Consider the following 20,159-nt stretch of genomic DNA (forward strand, 5'->3'; position numbering starts at 1 on the left):
GATGGCAGCACTGAAACGCGCGCTGTTTCTCGATCGCGATGGGGTTATCAATGTCGATATTGGTTACCTGCATCGCGCAGAGGACTGCGTGTTCGTACCGGGAATTTTCGAGCTTGTGCGGGAGGCGCGTAAGGCGGGCTACGACGTGTTCGTCGTGACCAACCAGGCTGGGATCGCGCGCGGCTACTATAGCGAAGAGACGTTTGCGGTTTTCACGAAGTGGATGCTTGAGCAGTTCGCTGCGCAGGGCGCGCCGATCACGCAGGTGTATTACTGTCCGCATCATCCTACCGCGGGGATTGGCGAGTATGGCGTCGTGTGTGAGTGCAGGAAGCCGGCGCCGGGGATGTTCTTGAGGGCGGCGCGCGAGCACGGGGTGAATCTATTCGAGTCGTTAATGGTTGGCGACTCGCTTACCGACATGGAAGCGGCTCGGGCTGCCGGCGTGGCGACCCGCTACCTCGTTTCAAATACGGTCGGTGGTGAAGTGGATGAATACTTTGTGCGTGGTGAAACTCTTCGGGAGATAGCAAAAAAGGTGACCTTTTTTCCGAAGGCACCGTGACTTGACCTTCTGTGCTGCTTGGCTCGCACAATTGGCAGTCGAATCTCGCATTCCCTTTTGCTACTTCGACCGGCCTGCGGTAACGTGGAGCGCGTGCTTTGAGCGTGCAAGAGGGTGCGGAACTCGTCGGTTGCCCTCATCGATGCACGTGTGCGTTTGATATCGGGGATGGAAGGTTGATGTTGGCATATAGGTGTGCTTTCGTGCGCCACACAACGAGTCGGAGGGGCTGCGGAGCATTGCCGCTGAAGTCAAGTTCTAGCGATCGGGTAGCTAGTGTAAGATTTTGGCCTGCGGCCAAAATCTTACCGAGGGAAAATGATTAGCAAGAGAACATCCTTTCGCTGAGCAAGGAGATTGCCACCCGTTTTCGGCCGACTAGACCCGTCAAGTTCTCGAGCATGCGTAAAGCATTTCCTCTCAGGATTCGACACCACACTTGACGGACGAAAAGCAGGTTATATAGCGATGGTTTTTTTGGCTCCACGATCCCTTAAGTTGCCATGTTTAAAACAGCGCTTTGTGTCCAAGTCAGATAAAAGCGCAGCACCCGTTTGCTCATCTGCGCAGCCCTCAACTCGCTGTACGCAACAATTTTTAGACTGCCAGGATCTTGCCGTCTACTCTCTGACTCATGATGACTGAAACTCGTCGCCCGCTGGCCAGCCTCGATGTAATTATCGTTGCCGTTGTTGGCCTTGTTTTCTTGGCAGGCTTCGTCGCCTATATGTGGAAGCTGCACCCGTTGGCAGCATTCATGGACACGCTGAGGTACCTCGGCTACTACGACGATTCAATCTCCGGCCGGCATTCGATTTGGTTGACGTGGAATCAAGGGCAGCACCGGGGCCTCTTAATGCAAGCCCTTGTCTACCTGAATGCGCGATTCTTTCATTTCAGCATTTTCGGCTGCACGATGCTCAGTGGCGCGTTCATAGGGCTGACGGGCTTCGCAATCTGCCTCGAAATGGCACGTAGCGACATGTCGCGCATGATGTTGACCGTACTGTCTGTGTTGACCTTTTCGGCCCTCTTCAGCCTGTCGAATTGGGAGCTTTACAGCCTGGACATCGGCGCAGCACTGTTCGCAAAAAATCTATCTTTTCTTCTGTACTGGATCGCGCTTGACCGGGCAATACGTATGCGATCACGCCATGCACTCGCACTATGCATCGTTACCGCGCCATTGATCGTGCTGCTCGTCGCGTATGGTTGGTCATATGCGTTCGTAGGCGCTTCAATCTTTGTCGCCTTGGCAGCGGCGTGGAAGACGGCGGAAATGCGCCGCGTTTCGCTGATATGCGCTGCACTAATTGCCTCCATGGTGCTTTACGTCTCGTTCGGTGCGAGCTTCCCAGCGACGCGCCTTGCTCCTGAGGCATCCGCAACAGCTACCAACTTATGGCATCTCGTCAGTGGCACGGTACTCGCGGTCGCATCGATCTTTATTAGTCGCGAGTCGATCACGGTCTACGGCATTCCATTCCCATTACTGACGCTCGCAGGCGTCACGATGCTTGCTGCCGCCTGTTACGTCCTGCTCGGTAATCTGGTAATACGACGTCGAGACTCAATCGTGCCTAGTAGTTTGATAGTCTACGGGTTGCTCGACGCAGCCTCGGTGGCGATCGCGCGCGGAATGCTCGACCCGCAGCAAGCAATGGCGTCGCGCTACTTCGAAGATCTGTCGTTGCTCATCGTCGGTGTTGCGTGGTCTGTGGCGCTGCTCGCCCGCGATGTGCCTGTGCAGCGTCCAGCCGCTGTCGTGACGGCTGCCTTGGCGGTCCTCTTCTTCGTCGGCCAAGGCGCTACGGTTGTTGACGAGTGGAACAAGGTCCCGTATCGACACGATTCGTTCGCCAGAATGGCGGCAGTCACAGTAATTGGCCCGAAGACGCTGGACGATGCAAGTCTGCTCCAGCAGCCGCTCGATTTAGCCGTGCGCGCCAGTGCAATCCAGAAGAAATACGATCTAGGCCCGTTTCGCCACATAGATTGTGAAACTGGACCAGTCATCGCTGGCGCAGGTTGGTATGCGAACGACGGCAGCGGTAGCAGCTGGATGGGCCAGTCTGCGTCCGTCGTACTTCGCAATTGCGGAAGCGCAGTGCATGTCCGTGCCTATCTCCCAGAGACGTTTCCGGGGCGCGCCGCGACGCTCGCGATCGATGGGAAGCGGGTGAGGTCGTTCGACATCATTCCTGGGCACGTGGAAGATTTGGTCGTCCCCGCTGCCAGCACCAATCGATATGTCACGATTGAAATCACTGTCGATCGCACCACTGTGCCTGCCAAAGCAATCCCGAACTCCCAGGACGGCCGCGAACTTGGACTGCTCGTGTCAAATGTGAGATCGACATCGCAGGTGCCATGAATGCGGCAATCACCTTTATGGGAGGCCGCGTGATCGGCTGGCCTCCCTAAGGGGCGCCCAGCCGGCCGTTGGCGTGGTGAAATCTGTTGCGACGGTAGGGCCAAACTACCTCGTTCGTCCTGAAAATGCGTGTTGCTGACCACCGGACTTACGACGATTACAGTCAAGCAACGCAGCAGTTGAGCAAGGCTGCCAGAAATGGCACAAAGAAGCCGCGGCTTCGTGATGACCATTCGTAAGCGATCTTTTAACCAAGCCTCTCAGAGATTGAGTGCAGCGTAGTCGTCAGCGGTTTCTGCCTGCGGTGGTGACCTGCCTGTCGATTTTTGGGCCATTTGAAACTCGAGAGAATGGCTTCCAACAGAGAGAAGGAAGTCATGAAGAATAGTCGGCTCACGGAAGGGCAGCTGGTCACGATGCTGTGCGAGGCGGACAAGACGTCGGTCGAGGAGATGTCAACGAAGTACGTGGTAAGCGATTAGACGATCTACAACGGGCGTCAGTACTTCGGCAGCATGGACGCCCGACGTCAAGTGCCTGAAGTAGTTGGAACAGGAGAATGCCCGGTTCAAGAAGATGCTGAGCCGAGCGTGATCTCGAACTGGACGGGATGAAGAACGGCGCCGACGAAAGCTTCAACGGCAAGTTCCGCGACGTATGTCTGAGCGTGGAACGGCTCCGCTCACGGGGCGAAGCCGAAGTCATGATTGAGCTGTCGCCGCGTCATTACAATGCGATTCGGCCGCACTCGAGCTTGGACTATCTGACGTCGAACCGGATCCAGAATGAACTGCGACTGCACGAGTAACGAGAACTATCTCTCGCGACCATTCACGAGATCTTGAGCAAAGCGGGTGTGAAGCCATTGATTCGATCCAGACGACCGTCATAGCCGAAACTGTATAAGCCGGCCGGTACCTGGAGACCGCGTCCAAATGGACACGATGAAGCTTGCTTGGGATGTAACAGTACACGGCGATCGACGAACGTATTGAGGAGTGGCAGTTCCACTACAACTGGCGGTGTCCACACGGCTCACTTGGCGCCAAGACGCCCGTCGATCGTATCGCGGAGTTAAGCGAAATCACGCCTCTTTCGAAGGAGGTGAGATAAGCCTGCGACGAAACGAAAGAGCGAATTCGGCATCGCGAATGGCGCATTGACAAAACCCTCGCTGAACATCGCCGGCGCGTGTTGGAACTCGCAGTTCCTAACGGAGCTTCGAACTCCAACACGCCGCGAACACATCGCTCGCAAAAGTGAAATGATGCCCGCGAATCGCACACGTCGAGCAATCGACTCTGCTCAAACATCACAGTCCATGTAGACCATCTATTTAAGACACGCGGTCGAACGGTTCTCGCCGCGACTGGACCGCCGCAAGGGCCTGAGCAGATCGATCGCTGTCTCTCGCCCCCGCCGCGCACGATTACTTATCATCCATGTGACCAATTGCTTCGTGCAGGAGCAACCGTCTCAAGCGAATCGTCGTCCGCCGCATTACCACCTGGCGCGATGCTTTCAGTTCAGGCACAAGTGGCCTCGACCGCCCACTAGGTGTAAAATCGGGCGCCCGTTAATGCCCACAAGCGTACCTACTGTGGATGCTTAAGGGTGGCAAACAGAAGCAATAGATATCGAATGGCACCGATAGCAAACGCTTAACCGAATTGATAATAAGTCAGAACTGCATCCTTCCAATATCGCATTATAAATTGTCGCGTGCCGCCGCGTCAGGATAATTGCCAACGTCGGGCCGGGGCCAAACAATTCTTTCACGCGAGGGCATTTTTTGGTCGGACAAGCGACAATCCGACGAATGACCGGTTTCGAACAGCTACGCACGTGGCCACGTCAAAATAGAGAGGGCACACCACATGTCGGACATCACACCCATCCCGTTGTTTTCCGCCGTTGCAGCGAATGCAGGACTAGACCTTATAACACCCTTAAAGCGCGTTCTTCAACGGCACTGGTACGTGCTAGGAGAAGAAGTAAGCCAGTTCGAACGTGAGTTCTCGGCATATTTGGGAGTCTCGCATTGCGTTACGGTCGCCAACGGAACGGATGCTCTAGAGTTGGCGTTGCGAGCGGCAGGTGTCAAGGCGGGTGATGTAGTTGCAACTGTCGCCAACGCCGGGTTCTATTCCAGCACTGCAATTCACGCGATCGGCGCATCCCCTTTGTACATCGATGTCGAAGAGCGCACCCTCACGCTCTCACCTAGTGCCTTTGAAAAAGCACTCGAGCACAAGCCAACAGCAGTGATCGTTACCCATTTATACGGGCAGCTAGCCGACGTTACGGCAATAACGGGCATGGCGCGTGCAGCAGGCGTAACTGTCATCGAGGATTGCGCGCAGTCACACGGCGCACAACGTAATGGCAAGCAGGCAGGAAGCTTTGGGGATGTCGCATGCTTTAGCTTTTATCCAACCAAGAACCTTGGTGCAGTGGGCGATGGCGGCGCAATTGCGACTAATAATGAGGCAATTGCAACAGCAGTCCGTACGCTTCGTCAATACGGCTGGTCAGCAAAATATCATGTCGGTTCGGCCGGCGGCCGGAATAGTCGGCTTGACGAAATGCAGGCGGCAATTCTTCGGGAAAAGTTGCCCAATCTCGACCGTTGGAATGCAGAGCGGCGCTCGATCGCGATCCGGTACAATGAGGCTTTTGCAGATCTTCCCTTGCGTTGTCCGCTGTCGACCGATAGCGACTATGTTGCGCACCTGTATGTCATTCGGCTTGAGAAAAGGGATGCACTGCGCGGGCACCTTCATCGGCTCAACATATCAACCGATGTTCACTATCCTGTCGCCGATCATCAGCAATCAGCCTATCGGACGGTAAGCTCACCTTCACTGCCGGTAACGGAGGCGGCCTGTCGGGAAATTGTAACGCTGCCCTGCTTTCCCGGCCTGACATCGCAAGAAGTCGAGAAGATAATCGCCGCGGTACGAGAATACTTTCTTGAATAGGATTCGTTCTTTGTTCTCATTAGTCATCCCCGTCTATCGCAATGAGGCATCGATCCCCGATTTACTGGATGTGGTCGACGGCCTTCGCTCGCAACTCGCTAGTGAGCTTGAGGTGATCTTTGTAGTCGACGGAAGTCCTGATCGGTCATACGAGATATTGCGCAACGCCTTGCCACACCGAACTTTTACGTCAAAATTGGCTTTGCTATCGCGTAACTTCGGTTCATTTGCTGCGATTCGGGTTGGCCTATCAATTGCAAGTGGCAACATTTTCGCCGTGATGGCGGCGGATTTGCAGGAACCTCCCGAGCTCGTACTGAAGATGGAAAAATATTTGCGCGAGGAGCCTGTTGATGTCGTCGTGGGAGCAAGAGATGGCCGCAGCGATCCGCTGACTAGCCGCATCCCGGCGCAAATTTTTTGGAGCCTCTACCGGCGCTATGTGATTTCTGATATTCCCCCAGGAGGCGTTGACGTTTTTGGATGCAATCAAGCCTTTCGAGACACGTTGCTTCAACTCGATGAGAGCCATAGTTCATTGATCGCACAGGTGTTCTGGCTAGGTTTTCGGCGTAAATGCATCACCTATGAGCGGCTTGAACGTCAGCATGGTAAGTCGGCTTGGACCCTCAGAAAGAAGGTCAACTATCTGATGGATAGCGTATTCGCATTTACTGATCTACCGATTCGATTATTAATAAGAATCGGTGGCATCGGCACTATTTTAGCGGGGCTGCTTAGCATGGTTATTTTCTTTGCAAAGATGAAGGGATTAATTCCCGTGCCCGGATATGCGATGATCATGCTGACTATTATGTTCCTTGGCGCCATTAATTTATTCGGCATCGGCGTGGTTGGCTCGTACGCTTGGCGAGCCTACGAAAATACAAAACAGCGGCCACTCGCAATTCCGATGAAGATAGAGTCTTTTGAGGTTTAAAAAATGTCAGTTCAATCTTATTCATTACATCCGAGTGCCATTTGTGAGAGTACCTCGATCGGCAAGGGAACCCGAATTTGGGCCTTTGCGCATATCCTTCCTGGCGCACGTGTCGGCGAAGATTGTAACGTCTGCGATGGCGTATTCATCGAAAATGACGTTGTTGTCGGCAATAGGGTAACCATTAAGTGTGGCGTGCAACTATGGGACGGTATTGAAATCCAGGATGATGTTTTCATTGGCCCGAATGTTACCTTCACCAACGACCGCTTCCCCAGAAGCAAGCAGTATCCAGAGTCGTTCGCACGTACCGTCGTGGCGCGCAATGCATCAATTGGCGGGAACGCGACGATCTTGCCTGGTATTACAATTGGCACCAATGCGATGATTGGGGCCGGCGCTGTAGTGACACGCTCTGTGCCTCCGAATGCTATTGTTGTCGGAAATCCGGCAAGGATAACCGGCTATGTTGAAGCGGACAGCCCAAGCACGACAGAAACATCTCGGCTGCCGTCCGATCAGTCTCGTGTGCTTGAAACGTCGGTCGCCGGTGTAACGCAGCATATATTTAAAGCCGTTTCCGACATGCGCGGAGGCTTATCCGTCGGAGAGTTTGAACGAGATATTCCGTTCAAGCCCGCAAGATATTTCTTCGTCCATGGTGTTCCAACTGCGGAAATTCGAGGTGAGCACGCTCATTTGCGATGCCATCAGTTCTTGGTCGCTGCGAGCGGAAGCGTTAGAGTCGTCGCCGACGATGGAAGCAGGCGTCAAGAATTCTTATTGAACAAGAACAACATTGGTATTTATCTGCCCCCTATGATCTGGGGGATCCAATACGATTATTCGCCGGACGCTGTACTTCTTGTTTTTGCGTCAGATTATTATGATGCAGACGATTATATCCGTGACTACGGCTTATTTAAATCGCTAGCGGAGGATAAAAAGGAGCGGCGCGAAAAAAATGAAGCCAACTAGGCTGGTCGGTGCAAAGAAATTGCAGTTTTTAAGATTCCTTATTTCCGGCTCAATAAACACTGTATCGACATACGCACTATATTTAATTTTTCTCGGAATTACAACTTATAAAATTAGTTATGCAATTTCATATATATCTGGAATTGCATTATCATTTGCATTGAATAAGAGATTCGTTTTCCGCTCGGATCGGGGGATGAAATCATTGATTCTATTCCCATTTATTTACGTGGCTCAGTACCTTGTGGGTCTATTTATTTTGTGGGCATGGGTAGACGTCGCCGGACTCAGCAAGTTAACCGGGCCGATCGCCGTAGTTTGCGTAACTATTCCGATTACGTTTTTTCTGTCACGTGCCGTTTTCTTAAAAGAAAGTGGCAAAAAAATCGTTAATGGTAATTAGTTGAGCGTATGCACCAGAAGGCAGTATACCAATGCTTTAGAATATAACGGACCGCGCACAGCGCGGCATTGGGCGACGGCAACCATCATTGCACAGACGTATTCAGCATCTGACGGAGATATATATGGCCGCGCAGATGAGGTAAATGTAAGCGCGGCATCAGCAACGTCCTGACTGGATCTCGTGATTTTCATACTGTCGTGCAGATCTGAGCGGCGACGTCCCACGGAGCTAGTTCGTCGATGCGGCCAGTTTGTCGAGCCTGAACAATTCGGAGAGCCTTGTGCGGCAGAGCTTTGAGGCTGAAACGGTGTTGTGAGATTTGCAGGAAACTGGCCACTGACGTGAAATTCCTGCATTTTTCGACGAGGTGCGGATGGGTTCAAAGATGCTTGTGACGGGGGGAGATTTCTTCCCCCAACCGCTGCGCGAACAGATCAACCTGAAGCAACTGTTGACGCGTTTGGCCAACCTGATCAACAGGGAGCGACTGGGCGCATCAATGAGCGAAAGACCGCAAGGGGCGACCGGCGACGTCGCCCAGGCTGGTAGCCGGGCTGCCGTCCTTGCGGCGCGCGGTTCGACCTGTCCGATGAAGAGGTTGTCTGGCAATAGGTGGAGAGCCCGTATTGGCAGGTGTTCCCCGGCGAGACCTTTTTGCAGAGCGAATCGCCGGTCGACCCGCCGTGCCTGACTCGGCGGCGTGAGCACGGCCTCGAGCGTCAAGCACGTGATTGTTAATACGACCGTCACGGAGAAAGTGATCGCCCACCTAGCCGATTCGCAATTGCTCGAACGGTGTCGCCCGTCTGGTGAAAGCCGCGGCACGGCAAGGTTTGAAACTGAAGCAGAACTACAACCGCGAGGTGCTGCAGATTGGCCGATACCCGAGCCTTCCAGCTCAATCTGGTGCCAAGTGATCACGTGCTTTCGAACCGCAAATCGACGCCGACAAACATCTCAGATCATTCAGACTGCGCTCCGTCAAGCTGATAGAGAGCCCTCCCAGGCCTTAAACGAAAGCCCCATGCCAGGCGCCTCACAATATTAACCACCACGTCTCGTGGGGTAACAAAAGGAAAGCCAGGTTGCCGAATACGCCCAGTTTGAGCAAAATTGAGGGCCCGTCGTGGGCCAAACCAGACAAGTGTCGCCAAGACGACACCCACCACTGCACATGACAGCTACAAACGCGCCGCATCCCGAGACCGAAAGCTTATCCGTGTCCGTCGTCGTCTACCGACCGGACCTTGCGCTTCTTACTCGTACGTTGTCGAGTCTGGAAGCCGCTTGCAATGCGTTACGCGTGAACGATCCTGCTTTTCCGGTTGCACTCTACCTGGTCGATAATGGTGAGATGCCGGATGTTTCTGCGCAGTTGGCCGAGCTACGTGATCGTGGCATCCCTTCCGTCGTGATCAGCGGCCACGGCAACGTAGGATACGGGCGTGGCCACAATCTCGCGATAGAACGGTCCGCGAGCGGTTACCACCTCGTCCTGAACCCCGATATCGATCTCGACGCCGCCGCCTTGGTGAACGCGCTCGATTTCTTTGCGAAGCATCCCGATGCAGGCCTTCTGACCCCGCAGATCGGCGACGATGAGGGGCGTATTCAGTACCTGTGCCGCCGTTATCCGACGCTGCTGGATTTATTTGTCAGAGGATTCGTGCCGGGTAGTATCAGACGTCTGTTCGCACGACGGCTTTCGCGCTACGAAATGCGCGACGTTATCAACGATCGCGACATCGTCTGGGATCCACCCATCGTGAGCGGTTGCTTCATGCTATTTCGCACGGCGTTGCTGAAAGGGCTCGCTGGCTTCGATCCGCGCTACTTCCTGTATTTCGAGGACTATGACCTGAGCTTGCGCACGCATGAGCGCGCACGGGTGGTCTATACGCCCGCTGTGCGGGTATTGCATCACGGCGGTGGCGCGTCGCGTAAAGGGTCGAAGCATATTCAAATGTTCGTCACGTCGGCGTTCAAGTTCTTTAATCGATTCGGCTGGAAGTGGCTATGAGTCACGTCCTTATCACCGGTGCCAACGGCTTCGTCGGGCGCGCCTTGTCCAGTGCGCTTTTGTGCGCCGGGCATTTGACGACCGGTCTGATCAGGCAGCCGGGGGGATGTGTGAACGGTACGCAGGAATGGATTCACACGGGGGCGAACTTCACGGGACTGGCCGAAGCATGGCCCGCCGCGCTTCAAGTTGACTGCGTCGTGCACCTCGCCGCGCGAGTCCACGTTATGCAGGACGTGGCTTCGGACCCGATTGCCGAATTTCGGGCGACGAATGTCGATGGGACCTTGCGGGTCGCTAAAGCCGCCCGCGCTAAAGGCGCTCGGCGCATGGTTTTTGTCAGTAGTATCAAGGCAATGGGTGAGGCAGATGCGGGTCACCCGCTTCGCGAGGACGCGCTGCCACTCCCGCTGGAGCCGTATGGACAGTCGAAATACGAGGCCGAGCAAGCCTTGATCCAATACGGCAACGAGTCTGGACTCGAAATCGTGATTGTCCGGCCGCCACTCGTTTACGGCCCCGGCGTGCGGGCCAACTTCCTTCGGCTGATGACTGCCATTTCCAAAGGCTTGCCGTTGCCGCTTGGTGCCATTCGCGCGAAGCGCAGTCTTGTCTACGTCGAGAATCTGGCCGACGCGCTGGTGCATTGCGTGACCGAGCCAAGAGCAGGGGGGCAGTGTTTCCACGTTGCCGATGGCGATGATCTGACGGTGACCGAACTGGCTCAGTCCCTGGCCAGGCACCTGCAGGCGCACGCTCGCCTTTTGCCGGTGCCATCAGGCTGGTTGCGCCTGGCGGGCCGGTTGACTGGCCGCTCGGCGCAGGTCGATCGTCTGATAGGCAGTTTGCAGGTGGATACGAACCACATTCGCACCGTTCTCGGTTGGTGTCCTCCGTATTCGACCGATCAGGGGCTGGCCGCTACTGCCCGCTGGTATCGAGCGACGCATTGAGGTCGTCCATGGTCATGCAAGCTTCTACGACGACACTCTGGGCAGGCCCCGCGCTGGCCGCTCTCGCGGCAGCCTGCGCATGCGCGCTGATTCTGCTGGTGTTACTGAAAACGGGCCTCGCCTGGCGCCTTGCCACCGATATTCCAAACGATCGCTCGCTTCACGTGCGTCCGACGCCACGCGTGGGCGGCTGGGGCATCGTGCCAGTCGCCGTGGTGGGCTTTCTGCTGGTCGCACCGAGCCTTTGGTGTGCGGCTGTGGCAACCACGTTCCTCGCCGCCCTGTCCCAGATCGATGACCGGCGCGGGCTGCCTGCTCGTGTCAGATTCGCGGCCCACCTGATAGCTGTCGTCGGCTTTGTCGCTTGCTATCCTGCGCCGGTGCCCTGGATGTTGCTCGCCGCCTTATCGCTTCTGATGATATGGCTGGTCAATCTTTACAACTTCATGGACGGCGCGGATGGTCTCGCCGGCGGTATGGCCATGTTTGGCTTCGGTGGTTACGCCGTGGCGGCGCTGACGGCCGCCCATCCCCAACCCGAACTGGCACTTGCGTGCGCGTTGGTGGCCGGCGCGGCGCTCGGTTTCCTGCTGTTCAATTTCCACCCTGCGCGGATTTTCCTGGGCGACGCCGGCTCGATTTCGTTGGGCTTCCTGGCTGGTGCGCTTGGCTATTGGGGATGGCTGCGCGGCGTCTGGCCTATCTGGTTTCCGGTTGGGGTGTTCGCGCCCTTCATCATCGATGCCTCGATGACCCTCGCGCGCCGTTTGCTACGTGGCGAAAAGTTCTGGCACGCTCACCGGGAGCACTACTATCAGCGCATGGTGCGTTCAGGGATGGGGCATGCCAGAACCGCCATGATCTGGTATGCGGTGATGTCGGTAGGGATCACACTTGCGTTATTTGCACTTGGGCGGCGTCCGGCTGTTCAATGGTGCGTTGTCGCTGCGTGGATCGTCGTTCTCCTGCTATTGGGAGCGGCAGTAGATCTGCGTTGGCGTCGTTTTCAATCAACACTGTCCGAGCAATCCTCTGAGGTATGACGCTGATGTTTAAAGGTAAAGCCTCGCTGCTATCCCTCAGTGCTTTTCTGTTCGATCTGCTCGCGGTCGCGGCAACATGGCTGAGCGCCTACGTTATCCGCTTCAACGGCTCCGTGCCGGCTGATTTCATGCGCGGCGGGTTGCATTCGTTATTCTGGGTTCTGCCGATCTACGGCTTGATGTTCCGTATTTTTGGCTTGTACCGCGGCATGTGGGTGTTCGCGAGCCTGCCGGACCTCGTACGGATCTCAAAGTCCATCATCGTGGGTGCGCTACTCACGATGGTGGTTTCGGTGCTGGTGCAACCTGTGCCGATCGTGCCGCGTTCTGTGCTGCTCGTCTCGCCGCTACTGTTGTTCCTCCTCATGGGCGGCTCCCGCGCGCTCTATCGCGCGACCAAGGAGTTTTATCTGTACGGCGGTCTCGTTGGCGAGGGCAAGCCCGTGGTCGTACTCGGCGCGGGCTCTGCGGGGGCGAGCCTCGCCCGCGAGCTGTCGCGCTCGAGCGAGTGGCGCCTCGTTGGCCTGCTGGATGACGATGTAGCCAAACATGGACGCGAAATCTACGGCTACAAGGTGCTGGGTTCGATCAGCGAACTACCGCAACTGGCGGCGTCGCTCAAGACCGAATACGCGATCATCGCAATTCCTTCTGCATCCGTGGACACGCAGCGCCGCGTAGCGACGCTGTGCGTGCGCGCTGGCGTGCGCGCCATGGTCCTGCCGGCCTTGACAACGCTGACGCAAGGTCAGGCATTCCTTTCGCGGGTCCGGCAGATCGACCTCGAAGACCTATTGGGCCGTGATCCGGTCAAGATCGATACGCCGCACGTCGAAGCCTTGCTGCGCAATCGCGTGGTCATGGTGACGGGAGCGGGCGGTTCGATCGGCTCGGAACTGTGTCGCCAGATCCTGCGCTTCGAGCCGGCACAGCTCATCGCCTTCGATCTGTCCGAATATGCGATCTACAAGCTCACGGAAGAGCTGCACGACCGCTTCCCTGGTCTGCCGGTGGTTGCCGTGATTGGCGACGCCAAGGATTCTTTATTACTTGATTCGGTGCTGTCGCGGTATGCGCCGCATATCCTCTTTCACGCGGCGGCCTACAAACATGTGCCGCTCATGGAAGGGCAGAACGCGTGGCAAGCGGTTCGCAACAACGTGCTTGGGACTTATCGTGTGGCGCGGGCTGCGATCCGTCACGATGTGAAGCACTTCGTTCTGATTTCGACCGACAAGGCCGTCAATCCCGCCAACGTGATGGGGGCGAGCAAGCGCCTCGCGGAGATGGCGTGTCAGGCCCTGCAGCAAACGAGCACGCGTATCCAGTTCGAAACGGTGCGCTTCGGCAATGTGCTGGGCAGCGCGGGCAGCGTGATTCCGAAGTTTCAGCAACAAATCGCGAAGGGCGGTCCGGTCACTGTGACGCATCCGGAGATCACGCGCTTCTTCATGACGATTCCCGAAGCCTCGCAACTGGTGCTGCAGGCGTCAAGCATGGGACGCGGCGGCGAGATCTTTATTCTTGATATGGGCGAGCCGGTTAAGATCGTCGATCTGGCCCGCGATCTGATCCGCCTCTATGGGTTCAGCGAGGAGCACATCGAGATCGAGTTCACGGGGTTACGGCCGGGCGAGAAGCTGTACGAGGAGTTGCTTGCCGACGATGAAACCACCACGCGTACGGCGCATCCCAAATTGCGGATCGCTCAGGCGCGTGGCGTGCCGGATCACCTGCTGGACGACCTGTTGCCATGGTTGATGCAGCACCGCGTGTTGTCCGATCAGGATGTTCGGCGTGACCTGCGTCGCTGGGTGCCGGAATATCAGCCGACATTGGCGCCGCCGCTGCGGAGCGTGCCTGATGTGGTGGGCGCTCGCGCGTCGTAGTAACGCGCTCGCCGTGGCATGCCGGTGCCAAGTCCTGGAATAGGTTGACAGTAATCGCGCACTAAGACGCCCGATGCACCGCATCGGGCGTTTTGTATTTGAGGGCGGTATGGGGGCGTTCGTATTTGTAGATGTGCACTGACTGTTCAACCATCCAGGTTGCCTGCTTGAGACCGGCGGGGCGTTGCAGCAGAAACTCGCCTTTGAGGATGCCATTGACCAGTTCGGCCAGCGGGTTCTGATAGCAGTCGTAGCTGACTGTCATCAAGTAGCGCAACCCGTGACGCCGATCGATGTCCTAGTAGACCGTTGAATAGTATTGGGTGAATTCAACCGGTCGTCGCAACACGTTCAACAAACGAGGAGTTGCGATGGGGAAACTCGAACATGGTCTTTGCCGTCGGGACATCCGTCCCGCCCTCGGATCGATTGGCCATCCGGGTGCTGGTCTTAAGGGAGCACTGCAGCGATTCTGGAAAGCAATTGCGCTGGGCATGCCGACGGACGATGCTGCGATCGGTGCCGGCGTGTCGTCCGCAGTCGGTGCACGCTCGTTCAGGCATGCTGGTTGCGTGCCTAATGTCAGCCTCGAAGCACCCTCGGAGCACTACCTGTCGTTTGCTGATATAGAAGAGATTGCGCTGCTGCGAGCGCAAGGTCATGGAGTCGGGGAGATTGCAGGAAGAGCCGGCAGGAGTGCGTCGACGATCTCACGTGAGTTATGTCCAAACGCGGTAACTCGAAGCGGCTCTAAATAGAGTACCGTACTACCACCGCACAGTGGCACGCGCAGCGCCGTGCGAAGAGCCCTGAGACTGTCAAGCTTGCTGACAACCCCACACTTCGCGATTACGTTCAACAGTGGCTCGCTGGTTCGATCACAACATCGCATGGACAGCGCACCAGGCCACAGGGGGCGTGGACTGGACGCCGCCGCGACCGACGCCAGAATCGGCCCTGGGCATGGTCGTGGAGTCCGGAGCAGATCGCCAACAGATTGCCAATCGACTTCCCGGATGATCACTCGATGAGAATCCCCCACGAGGCTATATCGCAGGTCGCGTAGTCTCGACAGGGACTCGATCGATCGCGTCCTTGTCGTTGGGTGCGTGAGTATTTGACGCAACAATACATCCAGACACATTTTCTGGTGACAATGGTCGGAGAGATTGTGTGAGTTTCGGAAAGGGACGCTATCAGGTCGATTCGACAATATGCTGCACTATGTGCATCAGGAGGAGATTATGATTCAATGCGTAATCTGTGAGTCGCACGCTGTAGACAACTACAAGAAGATAGACAACGTCGAGTTCTACACATGCCGCGGATGCGGCTCACTCTTTGCGGATCCTGGATTTTTGCATGCAATGGAGGAAGGCGCCGCATCAAACTACAACGACGCGTACTGGAAAACGGAGCTACGCGCCGCCAGGGAGAGGTCATACGGTTCGTCATTGCAGCGCGTCGCGGAGACTTTCTTCTACAGCCGGCTTCCGATCACCCGCTTTATTGATATCGGTTCCGGACCAGGATATTTGCTAGATTCACTTACCGCCGCATTACCCGACGCAGCCAATATGTTTTTCGGCGTGGAGCTCTTTCCGCCCGAGTCGGCCTTCCGGTCAAAACACCCGAACTACAAGCTGTGCCCTCTCGCGGATGTCGGTCAAAAGTTCGAGGCGGGGGTCTGTATCGAGGTCATCGAGCATTTAACGCCATCCATGCTCGATGCACTAGCAAAACAGATGGCGCAGATATCAGTACCCGGCGCGGTCTACTTGATTAATTCTGGACAACCCGAGTATGTACTAAATGAAGACCCCGGGTATCTGGACCCTCACGGCCGGGGACACATCATATCTTATTCGCTCGAGGGGGCCAGACTGATATTTGAGCCGTATGGTTTCACGGTAATCCCATTACCAGGACGTCATTGGGCTTTCCTTGTCGAATACCAATCGGATTTCATAACTAAGGAACCGATCGAGCAACTTGAGGCGCGGATCTGGTCTCCTCTTCCAGAGAACGTTGCGACCCTCCGGGACGGAGGTGGAGGCCCCTTAATGTACTGCACCGGGCTGGAGGCAGCACGTTGTTACCTGGAACATGCCACCGTAATACAGCGCACCGCGTGGGCGCGGTCACTCCAAGCGGAAATAGATCGATTGGAATTAGAACGTGTGAATGACGTCTCTCCCAATGACCCCCCTTTAGAGATGAAAAGTAGCATCGATCATGCAGGACTACTTGGGCGCGCGCGACGCTGGGTGCAGCGCCACACGAGTTGACGTCTTAGACGGGCACGCCCTGGCGTATCGTGCACGTGTGCGAAAAGTTCGCGCTGCGCAGCGAGTCCGGCAGCGGCGCCCGTGAGGCCCTTGTAGGCGACCAGAAAGTTATTGATCTCGTTGAGGCTGTCGATGGCCCCGATACTTCCAGGCACCGCGGTGTTCAACTTCACGGTATTCCCGATCGACTCCGCCAGGTCCTTGCCAGTCAGGAAATCGAATTTGATGCCGACTTGCGCGAGATAGACATAGCTCGAGAACCGTACGTCGGCGTGGCGATGTCGCCGGGTGTCGCCGGACGATTTCATAAGGCACGGGCTGGTTTAATGCCTGCTCGAAAGCCTTCACGATTTCGAGCACGCTGTATCCGCGACCGGTGCCCAGATTCACGATAAAGCGCGAATCGACGCAGCACTGAGCGCCTCGCAGAGCAGCCCGTTGACCCCAATTTCGACAACCTCGCGGCAAGACGGTACATCCGTCGCAACAATGGGGCGGCCCATTGCGCCTGCTTCCATCAACGTGCGCGGCCGCATCAGAACACGATACCTCCGCCGCGATCGAGATCGATCGCCACAAGCCGCGAACCGTAACCGGAGAGATGCGCGGAATCCCAGTACAGCGGGTGGTCATTCGATTCGACTTCGCAATAGCCGCCGTTTTCACACAGCGCAGAAGCCGTGTCCAGGTAGACGAAACCACGCGCATGCGCTTCGGCTTGCAGGAGCGCACTCACTGCTTCGTGGCTGTTCTCGTAATCGGCCGTGCGCTCGAGTTCGAACGGCACGTTATATGCGGCCTTCTTCGCGAGACCGATCGGCACATTCGCGCTTGCGCCTGGCGTATCGCCGATCAAATAGACGTGCACCTTTTGCGCAGCAAGCCAGTCAAGCGTTTTGGCGAGCGCGGCTTTGAACGCCTGAGGCGTCTCTTTATAGTACGCAGGCCATGCGGCGTGCAGGATCACCGTTTCAGGTTTTGTCGCGGCGACCAGGGCGGGCATCGCCGCCTGATTGTCGGCGCAGCGTTTGCGCGCGGGCGCATAACTCGATGGAAAGCCGAGAAACGGCGGGCAGCCGTCTGCCACCGCGAGCACACCGGCTTTGCCGTGTCGACTCGCAAGAACGGAGAGTCCTTCAGCGAGCGCGGCCGCGTGCGAATCGCCGAGCACAACGAACGTACGTCGCGCGTGAGACGCGCCGAGCCTGCACAACCCGCGAGCATCGCCGTCGGCAGGGGCCGTCCGCGTGAGGCAGGACCGGAACGCTCCCACGTCTGCGGAACCTTCGGAGAGGAGCGTTACCGCACCCGGAAACCGCTGCGGCAGGCCACTTGTAGCAGCGATGACGAACGCGGTCAGCAACGGCACGGTTGCGAACGTCGATATCGCAGCGAGCCGTTTGCCCCGGAGGCCGTCGGGGCGGCGGAACGGCAATTCGATGAAGCGCCACGAGGCGAGGCCGCACGCGAGCGAGAGCAGCACGATCGTCACTGCCCTGTAGACGAACGGATAATCAGAAAAGTGCACGAATCCGTAGTTGAGGAACACGATAATGGGCCAGTGCCACAGATAGATCGAATACGACGCCTGACCCAGGAGACGAACTGGCTTCCGGGTCAAAAGCGAATGCAGGATGCCGGGGCGGACGCCTTCGCGCACGAGGATCGCCGTCGCGATGCATGGCACGAGCGCCGCCGCGCCAGGAAAGAGCGTGGAGACATCGTAGTGCACGGTGCAAAACGCGATGGCGCCAACCGCGGCGGCCGCCAGGACGCGCGATACCGCAGGCGGCAATGTGCGGACCGGAGCGAGTGCAAGCAGACCGCCCACAGCGAACTCCCACATGCGCCCAGGCAGCAGATAAAACGCTGCTTCCAGTTTGTAGAAGGCGAGCAGTGCGACCGAGAGCGCAAATGACGTCACTGCCATGAGCGCGAGCGTCGTCAGGTCGCTGAGTTTCATCCGGCGGCACACGATGAACGCAAACGGGTAAAGCATATAAAACTGCCATTCGACGGCAAGCGACCACGTGTGCAGCAGTGGGTTGTACAGCAGGTCTGGGGAAAAGTAGCTGGTTGCCCGGTAGAACACGATGTTCGACACGAAGCCAATGCACGAGACGAGCCCGGGAAGCAGCATCTCCAGATGGATCGGCAGAAAGACGAAAGATGCAACGACTCCGATCGTGGCCACGGCAGCCAGGTAAGTCGGTCCGATACGGCGGAACCGGCTCGCGTAAAAGTGAAGGATCCCGCTGCGGTCCAGCTGCATCTTCGACAAGATGCGGGTGATCAGAAATCCGGAGATGACGAAAAATAGATCGACGCCGATGAAGCCGCCTGAAAATCCCGGCATACCGACGTGATAGAGGAGCACCAGCGTCACGGCGACACAGCGCAGGCCATCGATATGGTCGATGTAGTCGCGGTTGGTCGTTGACGAATGCAGATCGTACGTCATGCTTTTCCCCGACGTGTCACGGTCGAAAAGCGGGCCGAACGTTTGGCTGGTTTGCACCTTCACCAACGGAAGCGATCACCTCGACCCGGTGCGGTGAACAGCCCGGTGGCAAGCCGATCGGACCGATGCATTTTGCAATTGCTGCATCGTATCAATGGGCACGCCGGGAATCTGTTGCCGATCGAACAGAAGCGACGTCCCGTTTTTGGGGCAGTGAATAGACGCGAACCCAATCGATATCGAAGGTCGAACCGTCTCTAACATCGGCGATGGGCCAACCGCCGCCCAACGCATAGTCGAGCATGATGTAATACGGCCCGGTCATATAGTCCGAGGACTTTGCGGCTGAAATCCGATTCGTCTGAACGCCGTCGATATACCAGGTGATGTGATCCGGGTCGATCTGGCAGCCGTAGATATGGAAGTCCTCCCAGGGTTTCGCTCCGTTCGGCATCGGTGTGGCGGGTGAATAGAGTTGTGCACCCTCACCGGGATTGCCGTCGGCTTTCCAGTTGTGACTCGCCTCCTGAATAAATGCACCCTTTTCGGTGTATGCATTGCCGTACCACTCGAAAATATCGATCTCCGAATAATTTTTTTTCGACGTGTTGTTGATCGACGTAGAACTCAACAGCCAGAACGCCGGCCATGATCCGGTGCCGGAGCGGGGCATCCTCGCACGCACTTCAAAGTACCCGTAGCGCTGGGCAAATCCCTGGCCCGTTGCGTCCATGGACGAAATGTTGCCCGAATGCCAGGCGCCATTGGCGTCAGTGAAGGCCTTGATGGACAGCACGCCACGGGTGACGCCGAGTGCGCCGATGTCCCACGTGGATGCCGAGAAGTTTCCGGCCGGCCCGTACGGCGGAACGTAGTACCACGTAGCATTGCCCTTCGGCGAGCGCGTCGTTACGCTGAGATCGTCGAATTCGTCATTGAAGGTCAGTGTGTATCCCGTCAAATCGATGTCAGCCTTGCCGGGCGCAAGGGCGGGGTCCGGGACAGTTGCGCGTGCAACGTGAGGTTTAGCCGCGGCGGTCGGGGTTGCGTTCGCGAAGTAAGCCGCTATCGACAGGACGAGTATCGAAATCGGGATCAGGAACCTGCTCGAACGGCGCATCGCCTGTCCCTCGTTTCGCTGGGGTTGGTTTGCCGGTTTGCACCGCCGTCCCGATCGCCGACCTGTATTGCCTGATCAATGACGCACCGTTCTGCGCCGATTGTCCGACGAAAGGTGCGGGTTCAGCGCATGGCGCTCGAG

Annotated in this window: 14 protein-coding genes and 8 pseudogenes; 16 read left to right on the top strand and 6 right to left on the bottom strand. The window is 56.9% G+C overall.

What is annotated here, in order from left to right:
* The first annotated feature begins 1 nt into the window (after position 1).
* The 14 genes and pseudogenes from gmhB (at position 2) to Q0L30_RS14925 (ending at position 14,149) form a co-directional block, all read left to right on the top strand.
* A complete protein-coding gene (gene gmhB / locus Q0L30_RS14865; RefSeq protein ID WP_296657674.1) occupies positions 2 to 565 on the top strand; it encodes a D-glycero-beta-D-manno-heptose 1,7-bisphosphate 7-phosphatase in 564 nt (187 codons plus the stop codon).
* A 637-nt stretch (positions 566 to 1,202) separates the two neighbouring features.
* Complete coding sequence (locus Q0L30_RS14870) at positions 1,203 to 2,939, top strand: hypothetical protein (protein WP_296657677.1); 1,737 nt, start codon at positions 1,203 to 1,205, stop codon at positions 2,937 to 2,939.
* 377 nt (positions 2,940 to 3,316) lie between these two features.
* Positions 3,317 to 3,555, top strand: a pseudogene (locus Q0L30_RS14875) (IS3 family transposase); the annotation flags it as partial.
* Positions 3,550 to 3,648, top strand: a pseudogene (locus Q0L30_RS14880) (hypothetical protein); the annotation flags it as partial. The pseudogenes Q0L30_RS14875 and Q0L30_RS14880, both read left to right, overlap by 6 nt.
* A gap of 60 nt (positions 3,649 to 3,708) precedes the next feature.
* Positions 3,709 to 4,202 (top strand): annotated as a pseudogene (locus Q0L30_RS14885) (IS481 family transposase); the annotation flags it as partial.
* 614 nt (positions 4,203 to 4,816) lie between these two features.
* Positions 4,817 to 5,920 carry a DegT/DnrJ/EryC1/StrS aminotransferase family protein gene (locus Q0L30_RS14890; RefSeq protein ID WP_296657680.1) on the top strand — a complete coding sequence of 368 codons (1,104 nt, stop codon included), beginning with the start codon at positions 4,817 to 4,819 and terminating at the stop codon, positions 5,918 to 5,920.
* Complete coding sequence (locus Q0L30_RS14895; RefSeq protein ID WP_296657683.1) at positions 5,913 to 6,860, top strand: glycosyltransferase family 2 protein; 948 nt, start codon at positions 5,913 to 5,915, stop codon at positions 6,858 to 6,860. Before Q0L30_RS14890 ends, Q0L30_RS14895 begins: the two co-directional genes overlap by 8 nt.
* A gap of 3 nt (positions 6,861 to 6,863) precedes the next feature.
* The gene (locus tag Q0L30_RS14900; RefSeq protein WP_296657685.1) at positions 6,864 to 7,838 is read left to right on the top strand and encodes a WxcM-like domain-containing protein; all 975 of its coding nucleotides are present in this window, start codon (positions 6,864 to 6,866) and stop codon (positions 7,836 to 7,838) included.
* Positions 7,825 to 8,241, top strand: a complete 417-nt coding sequence (locus Q0L30_RS25805) for a GtrA family protein (RefSeq protein WP_367277831.1) — start codon at positions 7,825 to 7,827, stop codon at positions 8,239 to 8,241. Before Q0L30_RS14900 ends, Q0L30_RS25805 begins: the two co-directional genes overlap by 14 nt.
* Positions 8,242 to 8,617: 376 nt before the next feature.
* Positions 8,618 to 9,107, top strand: a pseudogene (locus Q0L30_RS14905) (transposase); the annotation flags it as partial.
* 311 nt (positions 9,108 to 9,418) lie between these two features.
* Positions 9,419 to 10,264: a glycosyltransferase family 2 protein gene (locus tag Q0L30_RS14910; RefSeq protein WP_296657688.1), complete on the top strand. Its 846-nt coding sequence runs from the start codon at positions 9,419 to 9,421 to the stop codon at positions 10,262 to 10,264.
* A complete protein-coding gene (locus Q0L30_RS14915; protein WP_296657691.1) occupies positions 10,261 to 11,217 on the top strand; it encodes an SDR family oxidoreductase in 957 nt (318 codons plus the stop codon). The genes Q0L30_RS14910 and Q0L30_RS14915 overlap by 4 nt, the downstream gene beginning before the upstream one ends.
* An 8-nt stretch (positions 11,218 to 11,225) precedes the next feature.
* The gene (locus tag Q0L30_RS14920; RefSeq protein WP_296657694.1) at positions 11,226 to 12,260 is read left to right on the top strand and encodes a glycosyltransferase family 4 protein; all 1,035 of its coding nucleotides are present in this window, start codon (positions 11,226 to 11,228) and stop codon (positions 12,258 to 12,260) included.
* A 5-nt stretch (positions 12,261 to 12,265) separates the two neighbouring features.
* Positions 12,266 to 14,149 carry a nucleoside-diphosphate sugar epimerase/dehydratase gene (locus Q0L30_RS14925; protein ID WP_296658033.1) on the top strand — a complete coding sequence of 628 codons (1,884 nt, stop codon included), beginning with the start codon at positions 12,266 to 12,268 and terminating at the stop codon, positions 14,147 to 14,149.
* 61 nt (positions 14,150 to 14,210) lie between these two features.
* On the opposite strand, the pseudogene Q0L30_RS14930 reads toward Q0L30_RS14925, so the two are convergent.
* Positions 14,211 to 14,471 (bottom strand): annotated as a pseudogene (locus tag Q0L30_RS14930) (integrase core domain-containing protein); the annotation flags it as partial.
* Positions 14,472 to 14,721: 250 nt separating this feature from the next.
* Here Q0L30_RS14930 and Q0L30_RS14935 point away from each other — a divergent pair.
* Together Q0L30_RS14935 and Q0L30_RS14940 are read left to right on the top strand one after the other, a co-directional pair.
* Positions 14,722 to 15,206, top strand: a pseudogene (locus Q0L30_RS14935) (transposase); the annotation flags it as partial.
* 157 nt (positions 15,207 to 15,363) lie between these two features.
* A complete protein-coding gene (locus Q0L30_RS14940; protein ID WP_296657696.1) occupies positions 15,364 to 16,437 on the top strand; it encodes a hypothetical protein in 1,074 nt (357 codons plus the stop codon).
* Here the strand turns inward: Q0L30_RS14940 and Q0L30_RS14945 are convergent.
* The 5 genes and pseudogenes from Q0L30_RS14945 to Q0L30_RS14965 form a co-directional block, all read right to left on the bottom strand.
* A complete protein-coding gene (locus Q0L30_RS14945) occupies positions 16,383 to 16,745 on the bottom strand; it encodes a hypothetical protein (RefSeq protein WP_296658056.1) in 363 nt (120 codons plus the stop codon). The genes Q0L30_RS14940 and Q0L30_RS14945 overlap by 55 nt on opposite strands.
* Positions 16,723 to 16,842, bottom strand: a pseudogene (locus Q0L30_RS14950) (UDP-glucose 4-epimerase); the annotation flags it as partial. The pseudogene Q0L30_RS14950 and the gene Q0L30_RS14945, both read right to left, overlap by 23 nt.
* A pseudogene (locus tag Q0L30_RS14955) lies at positions 16,833 to 16,967 on the bottom strand (glycosyltransferase); the annotation flags it as partial. The pseudogenes Q0L30_RS14955 and Q0L30_RS14950, both read right to left, overlap by 10 nt.
* Positions 16,968 to 16,972: 5 nt before the next feature.
* Positions 16,973 to 18,898 (bottom strand): acyltransferase family protein, encoded by a 1,926-nt coding sequence (locus Q0L30_RS14960; protein WP_296657699.1) that lies wholly within the window; start codon positions 18,896 to 18,898, stop codon positions 16,973 to 16,975.
* A 151-nt stretch (positions 18,899 to 19,049) separates the two neighbouring features.
* Positions 19,050 to 20,018 carry a glycoside hydrolase family 16 protein gene (locus Q0L30_RS14965; protein WP_296657702.1) on the bottom strand — a complete coding sequence of 323 codons (969 nt, stop codon included), beginning with the start codon at positions 20,016 to 20,018 and terminating at the stop codon, positions 19,050 to 19,052.
* Positions 20,019 to 20,159 lie beyond the last annotated feature (141 nt).

The organism is Paraburkholderia sp. (genome assembly GCF_024281035.1).
GTDB lineage: Bacteria > Pseudomonadota > Gammaproteobacteria > Burkholderiales > Burkholderiaceae > Paraburkholderia.